Origin of the sequence: Dyadobacter luteus, assembly GCF_003383615.1 — a bacterium.
GTDB lineage: Bacteria > Bacteroidota > Bacteroidia > Cytophagales > Spirosomataceae > Dyadobacter > Dyadobacter luteus.
This window is the reverse complement of sequence record NZ_QNUL01000010.1, coordinates 13917-36074: the sequence shown is the minus strand read 5'-3', so window position 1 is coordinate 36074 and position 22158 is coordinate 13917. Positions and strand designations below refer to the sequence as shown.

Genomic DNA, 22158 nt, shown 5'->3' with positions numbered 1-22158 from the left:
ATGCCGGTGATGGTAAGTGCTGCCATGTGCCACGGAAAACTTACGCCCTTGTAAGTGCTCCGTTCCATTTATTCTTCTGCCTCTTCGTGTCTGCATGTTAAATCTGCAAAGGGCTTTTAACTCATTTATAACTAAGTTAAAAGTATGCAAAACGAACAAAGCTGCTATCCGCGAACTGATAGTGGTAAACAAATCATCCCAACAGTCAATGGTAAATTTTTACTGAATTTTACACTTCTTATCTGTCTTATTTTTTCAACAGCCGGTGCATTTGCTGACGTTCCCGGAAGTGTTTCAGGATTCATCAGAACGGAATCCGGAGAACCGCTGACCGGCATTCACGTACAGCTTGAAAATACCACATTTGCTTCTGTTACCGACGAAAAAGGCCATTTTGAGTTTAGAAATGTACCAGCCGGACGATATACTTTTCTGGCAAGCGGAGTAGGATATGATGCCCGTAAGGAAAACATTGAGGTGCGGAACAACAATGAAACGAATCTGGAATATCAGCTCAACAGCGGCACGAACGAATTGTCGGAAGTGGTGGTGAGTACGGCCAGAGCGCAGGCGTTTTCATCAGTGAATAAAATTGATGTACCGTTGCGTGATATGCCCATCACAACATCGTCAATATCGGTGAAAACCATCGAACAGCGCGGTATTGATGATTTGGGTGAAGCCATGAAAAACACTACCGGTGTGCGTGCCAACAACACTTATGGTGGCTTTCAGCATTTTACAATTCGCGGATTTTCCAACTTCGTCCTTTTGGTGGACGGAGTACGTGACGAGCGCCACAACATTTCAACCAGTGCTCCGAATACGAATCTTGCTAATGTGGAAAGCATAGAAGTACTTAAAGGGCCTGCATCTGTTCTGTTTGGTCACTCGGCGCTGGGAGGTATCATTAATATTGTACGTAAGCGCCCGACGGCAGGTTTGAAAGCCGATTTTTCTGCAAGTTACGGTAGTTTCAATACACGTCGTATTCGTGCCGGAGCTGGTGGTTCTATCAATGATAAATTGCGTTACCGTGTCGATTTTGGTATGTCAGATACGGACGGTTACCGCAAGTCAGGTTCGAATACCAATAATGGTTATCTGGCCCTGGAATACACGCCAACTGAAAAGGATCTTTTTTATCTGACGATCGGTGCCAACAAGGACATTTACGATACAGAAACAGGCATTCCTATGCTGACAGGAAGCAAACTGGCGCCTGGCCTCAATGTGAATACTCGCTACAATGATCCTCAGGATTTTCTGAAACATACCCGTTACGATTTTCAATTGAAGTACGTTCGTCAGATCAATTCGAGGCTGCGACTGTCAAACCAACTTTCGTATTATGATGACAACATCGACTACTTCTCTACAGAGGAACTGACCTTTAACTCAACACTTGATTCGATGACACGTTCCTTCCCATATTACTTTAACCACCTGACTAAGCCTTTGCAGAATCAGCTTGAATTGACTTATGATTTCAATACAGCACGGGTTCAGCATAAACTGCTGGGCGGTTACTCATTGAGCATCATGGATCGCAAAACTTACAATGCCAATGTGTATGGCCCGGGATCTTATGCGACCATTCCTGTGAATAATCCGGTTGAGAATCAGGGATTCCGCGGATACAAAACCACTAACTACCGTGCTACGATGGAAAATGTACATGGTATATATGTACAGGATTTCCTGACGATTTCTGAAAAACTGAAAGCGCTTGCAGGACTTCGTTATGACATTTTTGATGGAAGATATTACACTGATAAAGTGGATGAAAACAGAAATGTAACAGAGGAAGGAGCTGAATCAACGATCTCTAAATCAGCACTGACCTATCGTTTAGGATTGGTGTACCAGCCGATTGAAGTACTGTCCGTATATGCTTCCTACTCAACTTATTTCAAGCCATCCCGCCGTGTGGCTCCAAACGGAGAAACCTTTGATCCTGAAACAGGTTATCAGGGAGAAGTGGGTAGCAGACTGGAAATTTCTAACAAGTGGTCGGGGAACTTGTCGTTCTATTACATGCGCAAAGACAATCAGCTGGAAAGTTTGCCTGGTGGTGTGTTAAAGCGTGTTGGTTCTGCGGAATCGAAAGGATTTGAAGCTGAAATTCACGGAAATCCGGTTGCTGGTCTGGACGTGACGGCAGGCTATACCTTTGCCAATGCCAAATACCTTCCTTTTGCCGGTGGTGAAGTGAACAGTGTAGCAGGAAAACAAACTGCTTTTGCACCTAAAAATCTTGTAAATGTTTGGGTGAATTACGAATTCCAGACTTCAGCATTAAAAGGTCTGAATTTCGGTGCAGGAGCTAATTACATGGACGAAACTTTTACCAACAGTGCCAACACGTTCGTATTGCCTGCCTACACATTGGCGGATCTGGCTGTAGGTTACCGTTTCGGCAAAGTGGGACTGCGTCTGAATGTCAATAACGTATTCAACGAAAAGTATTTTGCAAATGCCATTTTTGCCAATCAGTTCTCGCCTGGGCCAACAAGGAATTTTCTGGTGAGTATCAGATACAGTTTATAAGAGAAACACATCATTGGTGAGCGGGAATTATCTGCTCACCAATTGTTTTTTATCCCATTTGCAGGGAACACCATGAAACAACTCATTAAATTTTTTCTGCTCGTTCACAGGTATCTGGGGTTGGCGTTGAGCCTGCTTTTTGTGATCTGGTTTTTTTCAGGATTTGCGATGATGTATGTCAAATATCCGACCATGCGGCAAAACGAGCGTCTGCAGAATTTGCCTGTTGCTGATTTTCAGCACGTAAAATTCAGTTTGCAACAAGCTGTTGAGCGGGCTGGCGTCACCGATACATTCAGAGTTGTGCGATTGGGTATGATGCTCGACCGCCCTGTGTACAGGCTTACAACGACTAAAGGAGATTACAAAGCTGTTTTGGCAGATACAGGAGAACTGTTTGCAGGGACAGATTCAACGCTTGCAGTTCAGCTGGCAACTGCATTTGAAAAACATAAAAGCAAACCTGCCAAAATTGAAGTATTGACAGAAATTGATCAGTGGATGGCGGCGGCACGGTCGATGGGGTATAGCGTTCCTGTGTATCGCCTCACGATGGACGATCCTGCTGGAACTTACATTTATGTCTCAACCCAAACCGGTGAAGTGGTACAACGTGTGAATGCCAAACAGCGATTCCTGGCCTGGCTCGGCCCGATTCCGCACTGGATTTACCCGACTATTTTATTGAGAAACCGACCACTCTGGAACGACATCATCATCTGGACATCCACACTGGGTTCGATCATGTGTATTGCCGGAATTGTGATGGGATTTGTGCGTTACAGAAGGAAAGATCCAAAATCGCTGGTATTTAGTCCGTACAAAAAACGCTGGTTTCGCTGGCATCATTACACCGGTTTTGTATTCGGGATTTTCGTTTTTACCTGGGTTTTCAGTGGCTTACTTTCTATGACACCCTGGGATTGGGCTCCTTTTACAAAACTTAATCCTGAGGAATCAGAAAAATGGACAGGAGGTATTATGCAGCCCGTTTCTTTTTCAGCATCCATATCACAGGCTGAAATGAAACTCAAAAGTGAATTGGATACCAGGGAATTACACTATACACACATTCTTGGAAAACCCTATTGGCTGGCCTATCAGGATGAATTCAATACCAGATTACTGGCTGCAGATGATTCGCTGGCGACACCGATAACCGCTTTGGAGCCTGATAAATTACTAACCGGGATCAAGAACCTGAATCCGGAAAATGAGGTTCTTGAATCAACCTTACTGACGGAATACGACAATTATTACTATTCCAAAAACAACGAAAAAAGACTACCCGTGCTGAGAGTTAGCATGGATACGCCGGATAATACCTGGTATTATGCTGATCTGAAAACGGGACAAATTGTACTGAAACATGAACGACTAAGCAGACTGGAACGCTGGTTGTATCATGGTCTGCATAGTTTTGATTTCAGGTTTCTATTATATAAACGTCCTTTGTGGGATATTACGGTTATTTTCTTCATGCTTGGAGGACTGCTTGTCAGTGTTACCGGAGTAGTACTCTCCTGGAAGTGGCTGAAAAGATGGAAGAAAAGAAATATTTCAAAAGGTTGATCATATGAAGACTTCTTCGCATTTTCTGATTGCAGCACCGTCGAGTAATTCAGGTAAGACCACACTTACGCTGGGTTTGCTCCGTGCTTTGAAAAATAAGGGAATGCATGTGCAGCCTTTTAAATGTGGTCCTGATTATATTGATCCGATCCACCATACACAGGCAGCAGGAAATGCGAGTGTCAACCTGGATACATTTATGGCTTCGCAAGATCATGTATCAGAGCTGTATTTGAAATATGGAAAAGCTGCCGATGCATGTGTGACAGAAGGTGTAATGGGGCTTTTTGATGGCGCGGACAGAATGCAAGGAAGTAGTGCAGCCATTGCCGGATTGCTGGATATTCCCGTGATACTGGTAATCAATGCCAAATCGATGGCTTACTCTGCTGCGCCTTTGTTATATGGTTTTAAAAATTTTTATCCGGGAATTCGTGTGGTTGGCGCGATTTTCAATTTTGTGAATTCCGAAAGTCATTATCGGTTTTTACAGGAAGCATGTGAAGATGTAGGGATTGAAGCACTGGGTTATTTGCCTAAAAATGAAAACATCGCGATCGCGTCGCGCCATCTCGGATTACATTTTTCCTCTAAAACAGATTATGAATCGATTATTGCAAACCTGGCGCTTGCAGTGTCTGATACGATTGATATCGACAGAGTACTGGAAATTACGCGGAGAAAACAAACCGAAAGTGGAGAATTTAAAAATATTCCTTGTGAGGGAAAACTGAGGATAACTATTGCAAAAGACGAAGCATTTTCATTTACCTATCATCAGAATATTGAAATACTTTCCCGGTTCGGAACGATCACCTGGTTTAGCCCGATACATGACTCTGCTTTACCTGACACCGACTTTCTATACCTTCCCGGCGGTTATCCCGAATTGTTTGCAGAAAAATTAAGTGCGAATCAATCCATGTTGAGTGATATTAAGCGCTATTGTGATGGTGGGGGACTTGCCTATGCTGAATGTGGTGGCATGATGTATCTCGGAAATGAACTTACAGATAAAGAGAATAACACTTTCAAAATGGCTGGTGTGCTCGATTTAGCCACGACAATGTCCGGAGTTAAAATGACTTTGGGATACCGTGTTGCCCGTTGGAACAATTTGGAATTCAGAGGACATGAATTTCACTATTCGGCATTTGCAGAGCAAAATGAAAATGCTGTTGAGATAAAGGTAAGTGGTGCAAAAGGCGTAGAAGTAGCCACGCCTTTTTACAGAAAAAATAACACCTTCGCCACCTACATGCATGTATACTGGGGCGAACAAGCCGGATTTATTGAGGAGTTGATACAAGAGTGTTTTGGGAAACCGGAAACTAAGACTTTATGAAAGAGATTAAAAGACAGCGGGTTACGCGTTCGGATGGTAAAGCGATTAACCTTGTACAGCGACGCGGACATTTGTCGTATTGCTACAACGCTTGTTGCTGCGGACGGGTGGATCGCGGTTATGCTGCGATTCCTGTTGAGCTATACAAAAATGAATGGCTGAGGCGAAAGCTGCGAAACGTGGTGCATATGACCAAAGGCGGTTGTCTGGGGCCTTGCACGCTGGCAAATGTAGTTACGCTTTTGTTTGATGGGCATTCGGTTTGGTTTCATTCCATCAATGCCGACTGGCAGATCATCGCCATTTTCGATTATATTGAAAGTATGGTCAAGGCGAATCGCTATCTGGTGCCGCCGGCTGATCTGGCTGAATATGTATTTCAATTCTATACCTGGAAAGGTTCAGAAACTTCCACCATTGCTGGTGAAGTTCCACTGCCCAATGAAGGGATTGTGTTCCTGACGCATGCAGACACGGATTTGCTGACGCTGAACAGGGCGATGGAAATATTGCCTGAAGAGTTTCCAAAGACACTGGGAATGAGTTTGCTGGCTATCAAAAGTGAAGCGCAGATGGCGCAGTTACTCGAAAGAGAAATTGCTGAAGCCAAAATCATTGTTGTAAGAATTCATGGCCGGCTAAGCAGTATACCTGGTTTTGGAGAATTGGTGAATAAAGCAAAGCAGCGTCAGCAGCATCTGATTGTGGTGAGTGGTGCGGGCGATCTGAACCCTGAATTTGCCGCAGTGTCCACCGTGTCTCCAGCGGTTTTACATGAAACATTGGCCTATTTACAAGCAGGTGGTCATGTTAATTTCAGCGCTTTGCTACATTATTTATCCGATCATTTTCTGATGACCGGCTTTGGTGCAGAAGCACCAGCCAATTTACCGGAACACGGAATTTATCATCCTGATCTGCCTGAAAATGCTGATTTGAATGACTGGTTGAAATATGCTGATTCTTCCCGGGCAACTGTCGGCATTACGTTTTACCGTGCCCATTGGCTGAGCGGAAATACAGGTTTTATAGATGCGATGATCCGGGCATTGGAGGATAAAAAGGTGAATGTGTTGCCTGTATTTACTTCGTCACTCAAATCTGTGAATCCTGAAACCGGAGCGCCGTATGCCTTTGAGTTGTTGCAGTCAGAAGGCGTAGAAACCGATGTGCTGATCAATACCATTTCCTTCGCCATTACCGATATTAAGCCTGCGGGTACAGCCAGCCAATCTTCCGAAGCACTTACAGGATTAGACATCCCGATTATTCAGGCCATCACAAGTGGAATGGGAAAAGGCCCGTGGGAAGCTTCGGCACGTGGATTGAATCCGTTGGATACGGCTATGAATGTCGCAATTCCCGAGTTTGACGGACGCATCATTTCCGTTCCGGTTTCATTTAAGGAGAAAGGTTTAGAAGCCAAGGGATATCAGGCAGTGGAAGACCGTGTGGAACGTGTAGCTGGTTTGGCGATAAGATTTGCGAGATTGAAACATTTACCCAATTCTCAAAAACGGATTGCTTTTATTTTTACGAATTCCAATACCAAAGCATCCCAGGTAGGAAATGCGGTGGGACTGGATGCACCGGAGTCGCTCATGAATATCATGCGGGCGATGCAGGCGGAAGGATATGCGATTGATCAGTTACCGGCAACAGGTACGGCGCTTATTCATGAACTGATTGACAGATGCTCCTACGATGAAACTTACCTGACAAAGGAGCAATTGCAAAATGCTGCCGGACGTGTTCCTGCGCATTTGTATAAGCAATGGTTTTCAGAATTACCGGCGATTTTGCAGGAAAAAATAAATAAACAATGGGGATCCGCACCGGGAGAAACTTATGTCCATGACGGGTATATTGCGTTGGCCGGACTCAGTCTTGGCAATGCCTTTGTGGCACTTCAGCCGCCACGTGGGTATGGTATGGATCCTGATGCGATTTACCATCAGCCGGATTTGCCGCCTACGCATCACTACTATGCCCTGTACCGCTGGCTGCGCGACAGCTGGGAGGCTGATGCGATCGTGCATGTCGGGAAACATGGAACGCTTGAATGGCTCCCTGGCAAGGGTTTAGGTTTGTCGGAAAATTGCTTTCCTGATGCGATTCTGGGAGATATGCCGCTTTTTTATCCGTTTATCATCAATGATCCCGGAGAAGGTTCGCAGGCTAAACGTCGCGCTCATGCTGTGGTGATTGATCACCTGACGCCTCCGATGACTTCGGCAGATACGTATGGTGAATTGGCGCAACTTACACAGTTGGTAGATGAATATTACCAAGTAGAAAGTATGGATCCTTCAAAGTTACCGCTTTTGCAGAGGCAGATCTGGGAGCTGATTCAGCAGACAAACCTGGATGCTGATTTGTCTGCTATGCTGAGCCGTGATCATGGCGATCATAAGCACGATTGGGATGATGAAATGACACCCGAAGGTGTGCCGGTGAGTCTGACAGAAATGGATGGAAAAGATGTGGCGCACCTGATTGAAGATATAGATGGTTACCTGTGTGAACTGGGTGCAGCGCAGATCAGAAATGGTTTGCATACTTTGGGACAAATGCCGGCTGGCAAAGCCCTGGTTGATATGTTGCAGTCACTCACAAGACTTGCGAATGCATCTATTCCCGGAATGCAGCAGGAAATGGCCGCTTTATTTGGGTTTGACGCACGTGAATTGCTTGATGATCAGGGTAAGAAACTGAATGTTATTTCGGAAGATTTCAGGGAGTTGGCAGGAAGAAATATAGTGTCTGCTGCCGATGTGCTGGAGTCAATCAATGAATTGACAAACCATTTATTCCGATTGCTCGAATCGCGTGGTTTCCAGCTTTCAATGGTGGATCAGGTGTTGTTTGAAACGTTTAATATCCTTCCTGAGGATGAGCGTTTGGATGGCGTCAGGAGCATACTTGCATTCGTTTGTGCTGATTTACTGCCGAATTTGGTAAGAACAGACGAAGAAATTTCCAATCTGCTTCATGGGCTGTCAGGAGGATATGTGCCTGCCGGACCGAGTGGTGCGCCTACGCGGGGGATGGCGCATATTCTGCCCACAGGAAGAAATTTTTACGCTGTAGATCCACGGGTGTTGCCATCGCAGGCTGCCTGGGAAGTGGGCCAGCAACTGGCAAGAGAGGTTTTGGAAAGACATCAAAAAGAAACCGGCCGATATCCGGAGAGTGTTGGAATCAGTATTTGGGGAACCAGCGCAATGCGAACACATGGTGATGATGTAGCAGAGGTGCTCGCTTTACTCGGTGTACGGCCGGTATGGCAGGCAGAAAGTCGGCGCATTGTAGGTGTGGAGGTGATTCCTATTGAGGAACTAGGTCGGCCAAGAATAGATGTGACGACCCGAATCAGCGGATTTTTCAGAGATGCATTCCCGCATTTGATTGAATTGCTGGACGAAGCGGTGCAAATGGTGATTGCGCTGGACGAGCCTTTGGAAGAGAATTTTGTAAAAAAACATTTTTTGAAAGATCTCGCAGAGCTGCAAAAGGATACGGAATTATCGGTAGAAGAAGCAGAAGAAAGGGCTGGGTACCGTATTTTTGGTGCTGCACCAGGCACTTATGGAGCCGGAATTTTGCCGCTGATTGATGCACAGAATTGGCAGGATGACACGGATTTTGCACAGGCATATGTAAACTGGGGCGGTTATGCCTATACCAGAAGTGTGCAGGGAGCGGATGCCAGAACGGAGTTTCAGCAACGGCTTTCCGGTGTGGAAATCGCATTGCACAATCAGGATAACAGGGAGCACGACCTATTCGATAGTGATGATTATCTGCAATTCCATGGCGGAATGATCGCTACGATAAGAAGCCTCACCGGCCAGCAACCGAAACATTATTTTGGTGATTCTCAGGATCCCGCGCGACCCGTTGTAAGAGATTTGAAAGAAGAAACCTTACGTGTTTTCAGATCGCGGGTAGTGAATCCTAAATGGATTGAGAGTATTAAAAAGCATGGCTACAAAGGTGGATTGGAATTGACGGCCACGGTTGATTATATCTTTGGCTACGATGCGACTGCACATGTGGTGGACGACTGGATGTATGAGAAAGTTGCCGAGACTTACGCGTTGGATCCGAACATGCAGCAGTTCTTTGAAGAGAGTAATCCGTGGGCGCTCAATGCGATCAGCGAAAGATTGCTGGAAGCAGTGCAGAGAGGCTTATGGGAGGAACCTTCACCGGAAGTTTTGGAAAAATTGAAAGACTTGTATTTGAAAAGTGAAGCTTTGCTTGAAGTAAGAAGCGAATAGATTTGAATGAATATGACAAACCAATATCCCTTCACTGCGATTGTGGGGCAAGAAAAATTGAAAAAGGCCCTTTTGCTCTGTGCGGTTAATCCTGCTATAGGCGGGGTGTTGATCAAAGGAGAAAAGGGGACGGCGAAGACTACTGCTGTACGTGGATTATCGGAGGTGATGCCTTTGATAGTGAGGGAAAGTAATTCACTTTTTGATAGCGACCAGTACACTGATGACCAACTTCAAACTGTACCCTTTGTGGATCTGCCGTTAGGCGCTTCCGAGGATCGGGTGTTGGGAAGTCTTGATTTGCAGGCGATTGTAGCTGAGAAGAAAAAGAAGTTCTTACCGGGTTTGCTTGCAGCGGCGCACAAAGGGATTGTGTATATCGACGAAGTCAATCTTTTGCAGGATCATCTGGTGGATATATTGCTGGATGTATCGGTATCGGGCGTAAATACCGTACAGCGTGAAGGTATGTCGGTGAGTCATCCTTCAAAGTTTATTCTGATAGGAACCATGAATCCGGAAGAAGGTAATCTGCGTCCGCAGTTTCTGGACAGGTTTGGACTGATGGTGGAAGTGGAGTCACAAATGGAAGTGAGTGAGAGAACAGAAGTGGTACGCCGACGAATTGCTTTTGAAAATAATCAGGAAACATTTTCTGCAAAGTGGGAAGCAGCTCAGCTGAATCAGCAGAAACAAATTGCCCGCGCTCAGCAGCTTCTACCTGAGGTCACAATGCCCGACGGACTTCTTAATCTGATTAGTCAGCTTTGTATAGAATGGTCTGTTTTTAGTCTTCGGGCGGATATTGTGATGTATAAAACTGCGATTACACTCGCTGCTATGGCTGGTAGGAAAGAGGTTATCTCCGGCGATATACGGGAGGCAGCGGAGTTGGTTTTACTACATCGACGCGGTAAAAAGCCAGCTGGTCAACCGAAGCCACAATCTGATACAGATGCTGGAAATCAGGAATTTAAGAATACGCAATCTCAGAATAAAAACGAATTGTCTCAATCTGCCGACGATTCAGACTCAAAGGAAAGCAGCGACTGTGGCGAGCCTGATCATTGTGCTCCCACACAAATTTTTGCAGTAGGGCAGGAGACGGAAGTGCCGGAGCTGAAAAGTATATTGCCAACCGAAAATCCGGTAGCGGGAAGGAGAAGTAAAGTGGTTGATTCGCCCAAAGGTTTTCAGGTAAGATCAGAACGAAAGGAATCAGCAACAAATATTGATTATTCACAAACCATCCAGCAGGCCATAGTCCGAAATGCAGATGAGTTATCGATTCAAAAAGAAGATATACATCAGAAAATCAGGCAAGGAAAATCTGGTAATCTGATTTTGTTTGTCGTCGACGCATCGGGCTCTATGGCAGCTGCACAACGTATGGAAGCTGTGAAAGGAAGCGTACTTTCTTTGCTGAAAGATGCTTATCAGAAGAGAGATATGGTTGGAGTGATCGCATTCCGGGGTGTGGAAGCTGAGGTCATTCTTGAACCCACATTCAGTATAGATTTGGCTGAAAGAGCATTGGAAAGTTTACCGACCGGTGGAAGAACGCCACTGGCACATGCATTACAATTGACTGTTCAGGTTTTGAACCAAAATAAAAATAGTATCACGCCGCTTTTGGTCATACTAAGTGATGGAAAAGCAAATGTACCATTGCCGGGTGGAGGCGATGCATGGAAGCAAGTGATTCAGCTTTCAGGAGAAATACTTACAAAAGAAGTCTCCTCTCTGGTGCTGGATACCGAACAGGGTTATCTGAAGTTTGGTCGTGCTGCAGAGCTTGCGGCTGCGCTGGGTGGAGAATGTATGGCACTGGATAGTTTGTCAGCTGAGGTATTGACAAGCACCGTGTTGGATCGCATGGAAGTATAAGATTCCTGAAATTATTATTGATGATGAGTAAGCCAATTGATATATGATTGAAAAATCACTAAAGCCGATCATGTTTGTAGGTACGGGCTCTGACGTTGGCAAAAGTGTAATTGCGGCAGGATTTTGCCGGATTTTCCTGCAGGATGGATATACACCTGCTCCGTTCAAAGCGCAGAATATGTCTCTGAACAGTTACGTTACACCGGACGGGTTGGAGATAGGACGTGCACAGGCGGTACAGGCTGAGGCTGCCGGCATTCCCTGTAGTACTGATATGAATCCAGTGTTACTGAAGCCAACCAGCGACAAGTCTTCACAAGTTGTACTGAACGGCAAACCTGTAGGAAACCAGTCGGCCTATGCGTACTTCATGGAAAACGACCGGCGTGAATTATTTGCGGCAGTAAAGCAGGCTTTCGACCGGCTGTCGGGACGCTTCTCACCTATTGTGATGGAAGGCGCCGGAAGCATTTCAGAATTAAACCTCAAACATCGGGACATTACCAATATGCGCATGGCAGCTCATGCCGGTGCTGCTACTTATTTGGTTGCGGATATTGATAAAGGTGGCGTTTTTGGTAGTGTGTATGGAACAATCGCTTTGCTTACGCCTGAAGAAAGGGCGTGTATGAAAGGTATTATTATCAATAAGTTCAGAGGAGATAGCAGGCTTTTTGAAGAAGGAAGACTACTTCTGGAAAAGCTGACGGACTTGCCGGTGGTTGGCGTGTTGCCTTATTTCCGAGATATTCATATTGAAGAGGAAGATTCGGTGTCGCTGGAGTCTAAGTACAAGTCTTCGGTAGAAGGCAAGGTAAATGTGGCTGTAATCTTACTGAAACGACTATCCAATTTTACAGATTTTGATCGTCTGGAACGGGATTCGAGAGTAAATCTATATTATACTGCCGATGTTGTTGAGGTCGCAAAAGCCGATATTGTCATCATTCCCGGAAGCAAAAATACGATAGGAGATATGTTGGCGATCAAGAATAATGGCTTGGCAAAAACAATCGTGGATGCACATAAAGCGGGGAAAACAGTCATCGGCATATGCGGCGGATTTCAGATGATGGGTGAAATGATTGAAGACCCTGAGCATGTGGAAGGTGCTATTGAACAGATTCCAGGACTGGGTATATTGCCGGTTAAAACCATCCTGCGTGCTGATAAAAAAACGGTACAGTGTCAGTTTTCATTTTTAGGCAATAGTGATATTTGTGAAGGCTATGAAATTCACATGGGCGAAACCAGCGTGCAAGGTAAGGAGCAACCGGTTGCGGTTTTAAGTGATGGAAGTAACGATGGATATTTGCTGAATAGTAAAACCTGGGGATCTTATCTGCACGGAATTTTGGATAATCAGGTGGTTTTGGAACAGTTATTAGCTCCATATACTAATGAAGTTGCGAAAGATGACTACAGCTTTCAGGATTTCAAGAACGATCAATACAACCGGCTGGCGGATGTAATTCGAAAGCATGTTGATATGGACAAAATTTACAACAGTTTAAAGTGATAGCAAGAGAAGAATGCTTTTAGGACACGGAGATGATGGTTACAGGTATGGGCAAAATATCGTTGCAGACTTCAGTACGAACGTCTGGTATGGTGGTGAACCTGCGGGTTTGAAGGAGTATGTGATCAATTCGTGGGAGGGAGTAAACCGTTATCCTGAAGTGGTTTCAGAAAGTTTACAGCATCTGATCGCGACGCATCATCAACTTCCTGATTCATATATTCAAATCAGCAGTGGCACTACCGAAAGTATTTACCAGCTCGCTCAATTATTTGCTACCAAGCGGACAACGATCGTCATTCCTGCATTTTCTGAATATGAAGATGCTTGCAGCATATTTGATCATCAGCTCGAATTCCTGAGCTGGGAAGATAGTTTACGTTTACCCAGACTGCGCTCGGAAGTAGTTTTTATCTGTAATCCTAACAATCCGACAGGCCAACATTTTCCTGATCTGGAACAGTGGGTGCGGAAAAATCCGGCTTGCCTTTTTATTGTCGACGAGGCTTTTATCGATTTTGCACCATATGCGGTATCGCTAATTGATCAGATCGAAAGGTATGATAATCTGGTGATTCTGCGTAGTCTCACCAAGGCTTATGCGATTCCGGGATTGAGACTGGGATATATCGTTTCTCAGCCTTACAATATCGAACAACTGTTACGGATTAAGCAGCCGTGGACCGTCAATTCGTTGGCTCTGGCAGCTGGGAAGTTCATTTTTGAGAATTATACATCCGTTCAACCGCCTGTTTTTCAGTTGCTAAATGATAGAGATATATTTTTATCCCAGTTGAAAATGAATGATTCCTGTGCTTTGCTGGATACATCAACGCATTTTTTTCTGGGTAAAACAAATGTCAGAAATGCTGCGCACCTCAAAACATTTTTGATAGAGAAACATGGCATATTAATTCGTGATGCGGGAAATTTCAGAGGTTTATCCCGACAGCATTTTCGTGTAGCTACACTCAGTGCGGAGAAAAATTCTTTGTTGGTTAACGCACTTTTAGAATGGAAGAATCTCTACTATTAATCTTGCCCCTCATCATTGGCTATGTTCTGGATCTCGTTGTGGGAGATCCTCAGGATTGGCCGCATCCGATCCGGGTTTTTGGAAATTTGATAGCCTTCGGGGAACGTCTGCTCAATAAAAGTAGTGCACGTTTTGCGAAAGGTGTCATGCTGTCAATCTCATTGGTCGCTGGTACTTTTCTGTTTTTTCTAATATTGAATTACCTTCTTCTACAGATTTCTGACTGGCTGTTCATTCTTATAAACAGCATCTTTGTCTGGTACGGGTTAGCCAATCACAACCTGATCAGTGAGGGGAGAGCTGTTTTTAAAGTATTGAATGAAGAGGGAATAAAATCCGGCAGAACTCAGTTATCTCGGATTGTTGGTAGAGATACCTCACAATTGTCTGCTCAGCAAATCCGGATTGCAGTATTGGAAACGATGTCCGAAAATCTCAGTGATGGAGTGGTGGCTCCCTTATTTTTTTATGCGATAGGAGGGGTTCCGGGTATGATGGCTTACAAGATGATCAATACACTGGATTCCATGATCGGATACCGTAGCGAGAGATATGAGCAATTCGGGAAGTTTGCAGCCAGACTTGATGATGTTGCTAATTTTATTCCGGCACGACTTACTGCAATTCTCATGGTATTGGTAGTGCTAAGTAAAAGAGGGCTGCGATTTATGTTGCAATATGGAAGTAATCACAAGAGTCCGAACTCAGGTTATCCTGAAGCAACGTTGGCAGGAATACTAAATTGTCGTTTTGGTGGACCCAATATGTATCATGGAAAGCTGGTTGAAAAGCCATTTATCGGAGAAGTTGACAGGGAAATACATCCGGATGAGATCAGAGAAGTAGCATGGATCAATCATAAGGTTTGTTTTATGGTTGTACTATTGATTGCTATCTTTTTCCTGATTTCTAATTTTTCATTTCTGCCTTCAGCTTATTGACAAAATCTACCGATACGCCCACAAGACTGGCAATTTTTTCAACTGAGAAAGTAGTTTCTTTAATGAGGGTATTTACAAATTTGACGGCACTCTCCCGTTCACCTTCCTTTTTGGCTCGGTCCAGCAAAAATTCTTCAATTCCCATGGTCTTTCTTTTTTCAGTGATGAAATCTAATTCTTCTTCAAATTTAACTTCCGTTTCCTTGTTTTCAAAACGAATGTAGTATTTGAGAAAGTTTAGTAATTGTCTGATTTTGGTTTTACTTATCTCTTTGGCTAACAGTCTTTTGGTGAGTTCGATTTTTAGCGGGAAGATCTGGTTATCATTTAGTTTTTTAGCATGAATAGCGGTATGAACCACGAGAATCACTATGGCAAAAGGATTATTGCTGGCCAGCAATTCTTCCGGATTCTGATTCAGAACCTTATATGAATTGAACTCGTACAGCACTCTTGTCCCTAGAAACGAGCTTTCATAACGGTCAGGATGATACTTTTTGTTTGCATCCGTCAATATTGCAAAAGCAGTGATTGGCTTTTGATACTTATCCAAAATACGGTAGTAGTATGTGAACATCCTTTCTGCAAAATACTCGTCCGCATAGCCTTGGACTTCTACGTGAACCAGAATCCATTGTTCAGTTCCTTGTCGGGTATAAATCTTAACTAATTTATCTACAAAACGCAGTGCATAAATATCTTCCTCCGGTGGAAAAAGCTGCTCCAGCTCTTTGTCGAGGTATTCAAATCCTTTGTCAAGATCAAATAGTTGACCTGAATCCGGGTAGAAAATGTCAGAAAGTCATCAAATACGTCTTCCAGAATCGCTTTCCATAAATTGTCATCCCGTTTCATTTTAAGCCGGTTTAGAATTAGGTTTGCAGCTTGGACGTGAGGAATCGTAAAATGTAATGAACAGTATTATTATTACCGGTGGCCCGGGATCTGGTAAATCCACATTGATTGATCAACTGTCTTTAAAAGGACATCACTGCGTACCCGAGGTTTCACGGGTTCTTATTCAGGAAGAAGTGGCAAATGGTGGATCTTGTCTGCCCTGGATTAACCTGAAGTGTTTTGCGGATCTGGTTTTGGAAAGAATGGTTTTTGATTACAATTGCAATTTGCAAGTTGGTGCTGCTTCGTTTTTTGACCGTGGCATTCCTGATATTATCGCGTATCTGCAGGTGGGAGGTATTCCTGTGGGTAAGAACTTCTATCAGGCATCTGAAAATTATCGCTACCACGATATTGTATTTGTTGGTCCTCCGTGGAAGGAAATATATGTCAATGATGAGGAGCGTTGGCAGACTTTCGAAGAATCAACAATCCTGCACAATGCAATAGTTTCGATATATCAGAAACTTGGATATAATACAATAGCACTTCCAAAGACAAGTGTTTCTTCACGTTGCGATTTTATTCTGTCGTACCTGAAATCCCTGCCTAATTCTTAGTAACTTTGTTTTCAAGAGGTTTACACTTCGGTGTAATGAAAAGGGAATCCCGGTGTAAGTCCGGAACAGTCTCCGCTGCTGTAAGTTCGAAAAAGAGATTGTGGTAATAGAAGCCACTGGAAGAAAATTAAGAGTGAAGAATTAAGAATGAGTTTCGGTAGTTAAATTTTTAACTCTTCATTCATAACTCATCATTACCTTCCGGGAAGGCGCCGCAATCTGAACAAGTCAGAAGACCTGCCTTAAAACATAATCCTATGGCTTTCGGAAGAAAAGCCCGAGACAAATATGCTCAAATCTTATTTTGCCGCTGGCAGACAGATTGTTACGTTCTGTCAGTTTATTTCTTTTATCTGGCTTTTTACTGCTTGCAGTTCCTCTTCTTCGCTTTATGATAAAACGGAAGAAGCGTTTTCCAGGGATCTCTTTCCTGAGAAACTCAAAATTAAGCACGCCAGAGGATTTACAATTACTTACCGAAATCACTATAAGATTGTAAAGATCATGAGTCCGTTCGAAAACAGAACGGATACAATTTCTTACGTACTGGTACAGCGTGGCACACCGCATCCCAAAGGTTTTGCTGAAAGTCAGGTGATAGAAATCCCTGTTCGGAGTCTGGTTGCTATGTCTTCACTACATATAGGACTTTTGGGTTTTCTCAATGCTGAATCAGTATTGACAGGAATGGGTAATGTGAAATACGTTTCCAATATTAAAGTGATGGACCGTATAAAGGCTGGTAAGGTAGCTGAAGTGGGTAAAGATCAGGGATTGAATGAAGAGTTACTGATTAGTATGCGTCCGGATCTGATCATGGCTGTGGGAAGTCCTGTATCAAAAATAAACCGTTATCAGTCATTGCGGCAGGCTGGAATACCTGTTTTGATCAACTCCGAGTGGGTGGAGACAACGCCGCTTGCCAGGGCGGAATGGGTGAAATTACTGGCTGCATTAATGAACAGGGAAGCGGACGTGAATAAGAAGTTTTCCAGTGTAGAGAAAGAGTATTCGAGACTGGCTGCATTGACCCGAAAAGTGAAGAACAGGCCGGGTATCATCACAGGTATGCATTCCCGCGACGCCTGGTTTGTACCCAATGGGAACAGCTATGTGGCCCGCTTTCTTGAAGATGCCGGTGCCAATTATCATTGGGCAAAAACAAGTGCGACAGGAAGTTTACCTCTTGCCTTTGAAGCTGTATACCCTGTAGCGCTTAAGGCTGATTTCTGGTTGAATGTGAGTATTACCAATATTGATTCGAAGGCCGATATGTTGGCGAAAGATGCTCGTTACGGAGATTTTCAGGCTTTTAAAACGGGTAGGATTTTCAATTATAACAAACGGTTCAATGCCCAGGGAGCCAATGACTATTGGGAATCCGGTGCTGTAAATCCGCATCTGGTATTGGCCGACCTGATCAGTATCATTCATCCCGAGTTACTCCCAAAGCACCAACTATTCTATTACAAACAACTAAAATAAGATTTCGATCTCAGCTAACAGCTCATTGCTGATAGCTCTAAGCTAAACAACATGAAAATATATACAAAAAAAGGAGATAAAGGAACTACAGGTTTATTCGGAGGAAGCAGGGTAGATAAGGATGATGTTCGTATAGAATGCATCGGAACTTTGGATGAAGCCAATTCTACAATTGGATTGCTGCGTGTGAAGTTAGGAAGCGATCATTCCTGGCAGCCCAACCTGCATAAAATTCAGAAGGATCTGATGGACATGATGTCGCATCTTGCCCGACCTTCTGATGCCAAAAAGGAAAATAAGAATCCAATGCCAGTGGATGGAGCGCAGTTTTGCGAAGAGTGGATAGATGCGTTGGAAACGGCTATGACGTCTCCTTCGGATTATTTCCTCTTACCCGGCGGCAATGAAGTTTCGGCCTTGTGTCATGTTGCGCGTACACAAATGCGAAGGGGCGAACGCAGACTGGTTTCTCTGATCAAAAACGATCAGGTCCATGAGGCAATTCCTGCGTACATCAACCGTTTGTCTGATTTGTTTTTTACACTGGCCAGAGCAGAAATGGATAAGGCAGGTGTCGCAGAGGAAAAGTGGCAGCTCTTTTTATACAAACGCTTCAAAAGTGCAGAGGAGAAATGATAGTTTATATAACGGGCGGTGTTCGTAGTGGTAAGAGCCGGTTTGCACAGGAAAAAGCATTAGAACTAAGCGCCAATCCTGTGTATGTGGCTACGGCCAAAATTTGGGATGATGATTTTTCCCGGAGAGTTGAAAGGCACAAGCAGGAAAGGGGGGCGCAATGGACTTCGTTTGAAAGTGAGATGAATATTCATTTGCTGCCTATCGGAGGAAAAGTAGTTGTGATTGATTGCGTTACACTCTGGCTGACGAATATTTTCATGCAGTTTGAGAATATTGAAGATTGTCTTGCTGTCTTTCGGAAGGAAATCGATGGTTTGGCGTCGCTTGACGGTACATTCATTATTGTTTCCAATGAAATAGGAATGGGTCTACACGGCGAAACTGACCTCGGTAGGAAATTTACAGATCTGCAGGGATGGGCAAACCAGTATGTCGCTTCTGTGGCCAGCGAAGCCATACTGATGGTTTCCGGAATTCCATTGACATTGAAATAAGCATTACGACTATAATATTCAAAAATGAGCACAACCTTTCAGGAGCAATTGCAGTACAAAATTGATCATAAAACCAAACCTTTGCTAGCTTTGGGTATGCTTGAAGACATCGCCTTTCGGATAGCTACGATACAACAGACATTAACTCCCGAACTGAAAGAACCACATATCATTGTTTTTGCAGCAAGTCATGGTATTGCCGAGAGTGGAGTGAGTGCATATCCATCTGAAGTAACGCCCCAGATGGTGCTCAATTTTATAGCTGGTGGTGCCGCAATTAATGTTTTTACAAGACAGCACGGGATTAAACTTTTACTTGCCGATGCTGGTGTCGATTATGAGTTTGAACCCAATGAACAGCTGATCGACCTGAAAGTGAACAGGGGTACAAGAAATATGCTCCATGAACCAGCCATGACCAGACAGGAAGGTGAACTATGTCTTGAAAGAGGAGCATTATTGGTGGATAGAGTAAAAGAAACCGGATGTAATGTAATCGGTTTTGGGGAAATGGGTATCGGAAATACGTCATCCGCTTCTCTGATTATGAGTAAGTTACTGAAAATATCTATTGCCGATTGTGTAGGAAGAGGTACCGGTTTGGACGATGAGCAATTGCTTAAAAAACAAGCTATTCTACAACAGGTATTGGATCAATACACTGTTTCTGAAAATGATATAATCGGAATTCTGACTGTGTTCGGAGGTTTTGAAATCGCGATGATGTGTGGCGCGATGATTGCTGCAGCAAACACGAAAATGATTGTTCTGGTAGATGGCTTTATTGCGAGCGTGGCCTTTTTGTGTGCTTCTAAATTGAATCCTTCGGTAAAAGATTTTGCAGTTTTCTGCCACCAGTCCGACGAGAAAGGGCATGCTCTTTTAATGCAGAAACTGGATGCCAAACCCGTTCTGACGTTAGGTTTGAGGTTAGGAGAAGGCACAGGTTGTGCGCTTGCTTATCCATTGCTGCAAAGTGCAGTCGCTTTTCTGAATGAAATGGCTAGTTTTGATGAAGCTGGTGTGAGTAAAAAAACAACTTCATGAAAAAACAGTTGTCTTTATTCTTTATTGCACTGCAATTTTATACCCGTCTCCCTATCCCGTCCTGGGTTACTTATTCGCAGGATAGTCTCAGTAAGGCAACCCGCTTTCTGCCACTGATTGGTTGGATCACAGGCATGGTAAATGGAGTAATATGGTTTGTGGGTTATTATCTTCTCAATGTTGAAATCGGCTTACTATTATCCATGATTGTTTCTGTGCTCATGACGGGTGCCTTTCATGAAGATGGCTTTGCGGATGTGTGCGACGGTTTCGGAGGCGGCTGGACAAAGGAAAAGATATTGGAAATCATGAAAGACAGCCGCCTCGGAACCTACGGAGCCTCGGGATTGATTTTCATGTTAGCGTTTAAATATTTGTTACTCCAACATCTCGCTACATTTAATAATATAGATTTTTATACACTGACAGTCGTATTCATTGCTGGTCATTCTTTAAGCCGATTCATGGCCGCAACTGTCATTTTTACGCAGTCTTATGCGCGGGATACTGAAGACAGCAAAGCAAAACCTGTAGCAGTTGCTACGCATAGGAATACATTTGTAATTGCAGGGGTTTTGACCATTATCCCACTTCTGGCTCTTGTGTACATCCTGCAGCAACCTGAATTGCTGTTGGTATTACCGGTTCTATATGTCGTAACTATCCGGATGAGCAGCTATTTTAAAAAGTGGATAGGCGGATATACAGGCGATTGCCTGGGTGCCGTGCAGCAGGTTACAGAAGTAGTTTTTTATCTTTTTCTAGCCATATCATGGAAGTTTATCTGATAAGGCATACAACTCCGCTTCTATCACCCGGACTCATTTACGGCCGAACCGATGTTCCCCTTGCTGATACTTTTCAGGAGGAATGTAAAGCTGTCTTGGCCGGTTTACCCGCTGACTTTGATATTGTCTATTCCAGTCCAGCTACAAGGTGCGTTGCTTTGGCTGAGCTGATCACGGATAACTACATGATCGAACATAGGTTACAGGAGTTTGATTTCGGAGAATGGGAAGGAAAAACCTGGGATACTGTAGATCAGGCGCAGTTACACATTTGGATGGACGATTTCGTGAACGTCACAGTTCCGGGAGGTGAAAGTATGAAACTGATGTTTGCGAGGTTGCAGGAATTTTGGGCTGAAGTGCGCGAGCTATCTCACAAACGTGTAATTATAGTAAGTCATGCAGGGGTGATCAGGCAAATATTGGCCATGATCAGGCACATACCTCTTAATCAGATATTTGACATACAAGTGAATTACGGTCAGACTATTGTGGAATTGGTGACAGAAAGTGATTGTGATTAAACGTCTCTTCGCCCCGAATTGAGCCTTGTAGAGATAGTTTTGGGAAGGCATGGTTTTTGCGTATATTGAAATAATTAAATCACTAAGTAAACAAACTCATGAAAAAGTATTGGATCATAAGTACTCTGACAATCATGCTATTTTCGCTGTCTGTCTCGGCACAAGTTGTATCAAAAGATTCTATCAACATCTTAAAACAGCAAAAAAATACACTTGAAGTCAGCAAAAAACTAAATGAAAACAGATTGGAACTTGCGAAGCTGGAAAATGAAATAGCTTCGAAAACTTCTGACGTTGCCAAAACGGCAGAACGTGCGCAGAAATCTGCAGATGAAAACGGACGTGCTGCAGAGAAACTGGCTGGAAATGCCCAGGATAAAGGACTATCGCGCAAGGCGAGCAAAGCCGCAAGCAGGGCCCGTAAGGATGCTAAAAGCGCCAGAAAAGCTTCGGATAATCTGGATAAGCTTAATAAAAATATCGAATCGCTGAAGAAGAAAATCGCTGATGATGAAGCTAAGCTTGCATCTTCTCAGGGATAATCAACGATCTCAACTCGTTTTCCGGACCCCGATTTATGTCGGGGTTTTT

18 protein-coding genes and 1 riboswitch are annotated in these 22158 nt (G+C 43.9%); of the genes, 16 read left to right on the top strand and 2 right to left on the bottom strand.

Features of this window, described 5'->3' with window-relative positions:
* The first annotated feature begins 144 nt into the window (after positions 1-144).
* The 8 genes from DSL64_RS13890 to cbiB all read left to right on the top strand — a co-directional run bounded on the left by DSL64_RS13890 (position 145) and on the right by cbiB (position 15133).
* Positions 145-2550, top strand: a complete 2406-nt coding sequence (locus DSL64_RS13890; protein WP_115831514.1) for a TonB-dependent receptor — start codon at positions 145-147, stop codon at positions 2548-2550.
* Positions 2551-2622: 72 nt separating this feature from the next.
* Positions 2623-4122: a PepSY domain-containing protein gene (locus DSL64_RS13885; protein ID WP_115831513.1), complete on the top strand. Its 1500-nt coding sequence runs from the start codon at positions 2623-2625 to the stop codon at positions 4120-4122.
* Between the two features lie 4 nt (positions 4123-4126).
* The gene (locus tag DSL64_RS13880; protein WP_115831512.1) at positions 4127-5467 is read left to right on the top strand and encodes a cobyrinic acid a,c-diamide synthase CobB; all 1341 of its coding nucleotides are present in this window, start codon (positions 4127-4129) and stop codon (positions 5465-5467) included.
* Positions 5464-9750 (top strand): cobaltochelatase subunit CobN, encoded by a 4287-nt coding sequence (locus DSL64_RS13875; protein WP_115831511.1) that lies wholly within the window; start codon positions 5464-5466, stop codon positions 9748-9750. The genes DSL64_RS13880 and DSL64_RS13875 overlap by 4 nt, the downstream gene beginning before the upstream one ends.
* Positions 9751-9762: 12 nt before the next feature.
* Entirely contained in the window at positions 9763-11637 is a 1875-nt protein-coding gene (locus DSL64_RS13870; RefSeq protein ID WP_115831625.1) for a magnesium chelatase subunit D family protein, read from the top strand.
* A gap of 43 nt (positions 11638-11680) precedes the next feature.
* Complete coding sequence (locus DSL64_RS13865; RefSeq protein ID WP_199539394.1) at positions 11681-13156, top strand: cobyric acid synthase; 1476 nt, start codon at positions 11681-11683, stop codon at positions 13154-13156.
* A 13-nt stretch (positions 13157-13169) separates the two neighbouring features.
* The gene (locus DSL64_RS13860; RefSeq protein ID WP_115831510.1) at positions 13170-14192 is read left to right on the top strand and encodes a pyridoxal phosphate-dependent aminotransferase; all 1023 of its coding nucleotides are present in this window, start codon (positions 13170-13172) and stop codon (positions 14190-14192) included.
* The gene (gene cbiB / locus DSL64_RS13855) at positions 14171-15133 is read left to right on the top strand and encodes an adenosylcobinamide-phosphate synthase CbiB (protein ID WP_115831509.1); all 963 of its coding nucleotides are present in this window, start codon (positions 14171-14173) and stop codon (positions 15131-15133) included. The genes DSL64_RS13860 and cbiB overlap by 22 nt, the downstream gene beginning before the upstream one ends.
* Here cbiB and DSL64_RS13850 read toward each other — a convergent pair.
* Positions 15102-15686 (bottom strand): hypothetical protein, encoded by a 585-nt coding sequence (locus DSL64_RS13850; protein WP_229217086.1) that lies wholly within the window; start codon positions 15684-15686, stop codon positions 15102-15104. The genes cbiB and DSL64_RS13850 overlap by 32 nt on opposite strands.
* A gap of 122 nt (positions 15687-15808) precedes the next feature.
* Entirely contained in the window at positions 15809-15988 is a 180-nt protein-coding gene (locus tag DSL64_RS29285; RefSeq protein ID WP_229217085.1) for a hypothetical protein, read from the bottom strand.
* A 56-nt stretch (positions 15989-16044) separates the two neighbouring features.
* Here DSL64_RS29285 and DSL64_RS13845 point away from each other — a divergent pair, with 56 nt between their 5' ends.
* The 8 genes from DSL64_RS13845 to DSL64_RS13810 all read left to right on the top strand — a co-directional run bounded on the left by DSL64_RS13845 (position 16045) and on the right by DSL64_RS13810 (position 22109).
* A complete protein-coding gene (locus tag DSL64_RS13845) occupies positions 16045-16590 on the top strand; it encodes an AAA family ATPase (RefSeq protein WP_115831508.1) in 546 nt (181 codons plus the stop codon).
* Positions 16589-16849, top strand: a riboswitch (cobalamin riboswitch). (Overlaps the previous gene by 2 nt.)
* A gap of 29 nt (positions 16850-16878) precedes the next feature.
* Positions 16879-18075, top strand: coding sequence for an ABC transporter substrate-binding protein (locus DSL64_RS13840; protein WP_115831507.1), 1197 nt, complete (start codon positions 16879-16881; stop codon positions 18073-18075).
* A gap of 51 nt (positions 18076-18126) precedes the next feature.
* Positions 18127-18711: a cob(I)yrinic acid a,c-diamide adenosyltransferase gene (locus DSL64_RS13835; protein ID WP_115831506.1), complete on the top strand. Its 585-nt coding sequence runs from the start codon at positions 18127-18129 to the stop codon at positions 18709-18711.
* The gene (locus tag DSL64_RS13830) at positions 18708-19208 is read left to right on the top strand and encodes a bifunctional adenosylcobinamide kinase/adenosylcobinamide-phosphate guanylyltransferase (RefSeq protein ID WP_115831505.1); all 501 of its coding nucleotides are present in this window, start codon (positions 18708-18710) and stop codon (positions 19206-19208) included. Before DSL64_RS13835 ends, DSL64_RS13830 begins: the two co-directional genes overlap by 4 nt.
* Before the next feature lie 24 nt (positions 19209-19232).
* Complete coding sequence (gene cobT, locus DSL64_RS13825) at positions 19233-20255, top strand: nicotinate-nucleotide--dimethylbenzimidazole phosphoribosyltransferase (RefSeq protein ID WP_115831504.1); 1023 nt, start codon at positions 19233-19235, stop codon at positions 20253-20255.
* Complete coding sequence (locus tag DSL64_RS13820; protein WP_115831503.1) at positions 20252-21043, top strand: adenosylcobinamide-GDP ribazoletransferase; 792 nt, start codon at positions 20252-20254, stop codon at positions 21041-21043. Before cobT ends, DSL64_RS13820 begins: the two co-directional genes overlap by 4 nt.
* On the top strand, positions 21028-21567 hold the full coding sequence (cobC, locus tag DSL64_RS13815; protein ID WP_115831502.1) for an alpha-ribazole phosphatase: 540 nt from the start codon (positions 21028-21030) through the stop codon (positions 21565-21567). The genes DSL64_RS13820 and cobC overlap by 16 nt, the downstream gene beginning before the upstream one ends.
* A gap of 98 nt (positions 21568-21665) precedes the next feature.
* On the top strand, positions 21666-22109 hold the full coding sequence (locus tag DSL64_RS13810; RefSeq protein ID WP_115831501.1) for a hypothetical protein: 444 nt from the start codon (positions 21666-21668) through the stop codon (positions 22107-22109).
* Positions 22110-22158: the final 49 nt, after the last annotated feature.

Excerpts from the sequence above, each read along its gene's own strand:
- DSL64_RS13880 (WP_115831512.1), top strand. The coding sequence starts at position 4,127 with ATGAAGACTTCTTCGCATTTTCTGATTGCAGCACCGTCGAGTAATTCA.
- DSL64_RS13870 (WP_115831625.1), top strand. The coding sequence starts at position 9,763 with ATGACAAACCAATATCCCTTCACTGCGATTGTGGGGCAAGAAAAATTG.
- DSL64_RS13875 (WP_115831511.1), top strand. The coding sequence starts at position 5,464 with ATGAAAGAGATTAAAAGACAGCGGGTTACGCGTTCGGATGGTAAAGCG.
- DSL64_RS29285 (WP_229217085.1), bottom strand. The coding sequence starts at position 15,988 with ATGAAACGGGATGACAATTTATGGAAAGCGATTCTGGAAGACGTATTT.
- DSL64_RS13840 (WP_115831507.1), top strand. The coding sequence starts at position 16,879 with ATGCTCAAATCTTATTTTGCCGCTGGCAGACAGATTGTTACGTTCTGT.
- cobT (WP_115831504.1), top strand. The coding sequence starts at position 19,233 with ATGAGCACAACCTTTCAGGAGCAATTGCAGTACAAAATTGATCATAAA.
- DSL64_RS13820 (WP_115831503.1), top strand. The coding sequence starts at position 20,252 with ATGAAAAAACAGTTGTCTTTATTCTTTATTGCACTGCAATTTTATACC.
- DSL64_RS13810 (WP_115831501.1), top strand. The coding sequence starts at position 21,666 with ATGAAAAAGTATTGGATCATAAGTACTCTGACAATCATGCTATTTTCG.
- cbiB (WP_115831509.1), top strand. The coding sequence starts at position 14,171 with ATGGAAGAATCTCTACTATTAATCTTGCCCCTCATCATTGGCTATGTT.
- DSL64_RS13860 (WP_115831510.1), top strand. The coding sequence starts at position 13,170 with ATGCTTTTAGGACACGGAGATGATGGTTACAGGTATGGGCAAAATATC.
- DSL64_RS13890 (WP_115831514.1), top strand. The coding sequence starts at position 145 with ATGCAAAACGAACAAAGCTGCTATCCGCGAACTGATAGTGGTAAACAA.
- DSL64_RS13865 (WP_199539394.1), top strand. The coding sequence starts at position 11,681 with ATGATTGAAAAATCACTAAAGCCGATCATGTTTGTAGGTACGGGCTCT.
- DSL64_RS13885 (WP_115831513.1), top strand. The coding sequence starts at position 2,623 with ATGAAACAACTCATTAAATTTTTTCTGCTCGTTCACAGGTATCTGGGG.
- cobC (WP_115831502.1), top strand. The coding sequence starts at position 21,028 with ATGGAAGTTTATCTGATAAGGCATACAACTCCGCTTCTATCACCCGGA.
- DSL64_RS13830 (WP_115831505.1), top strand. The coding sequence starts at position 18,708 with ATGATAGTTTATATAACGGGCGGTGTTCGTAGTGGTAAGAGCCGGTTT.
- DSL64_RS13835 (WP_115831506.1), top strand. The coding sequence starts at position 18,127 with ATGAAAATATATACAAAAAAAGGAGATAAAGGAACTACAGGTTTATTC.
- DSL64_RS13845 (WP_115831508.1), top strand. The coding sequence starts at position 16,045 with ATGAACAGTATTATTATTACCGGTGGCCCGGGATCTGGTAAATCCACA.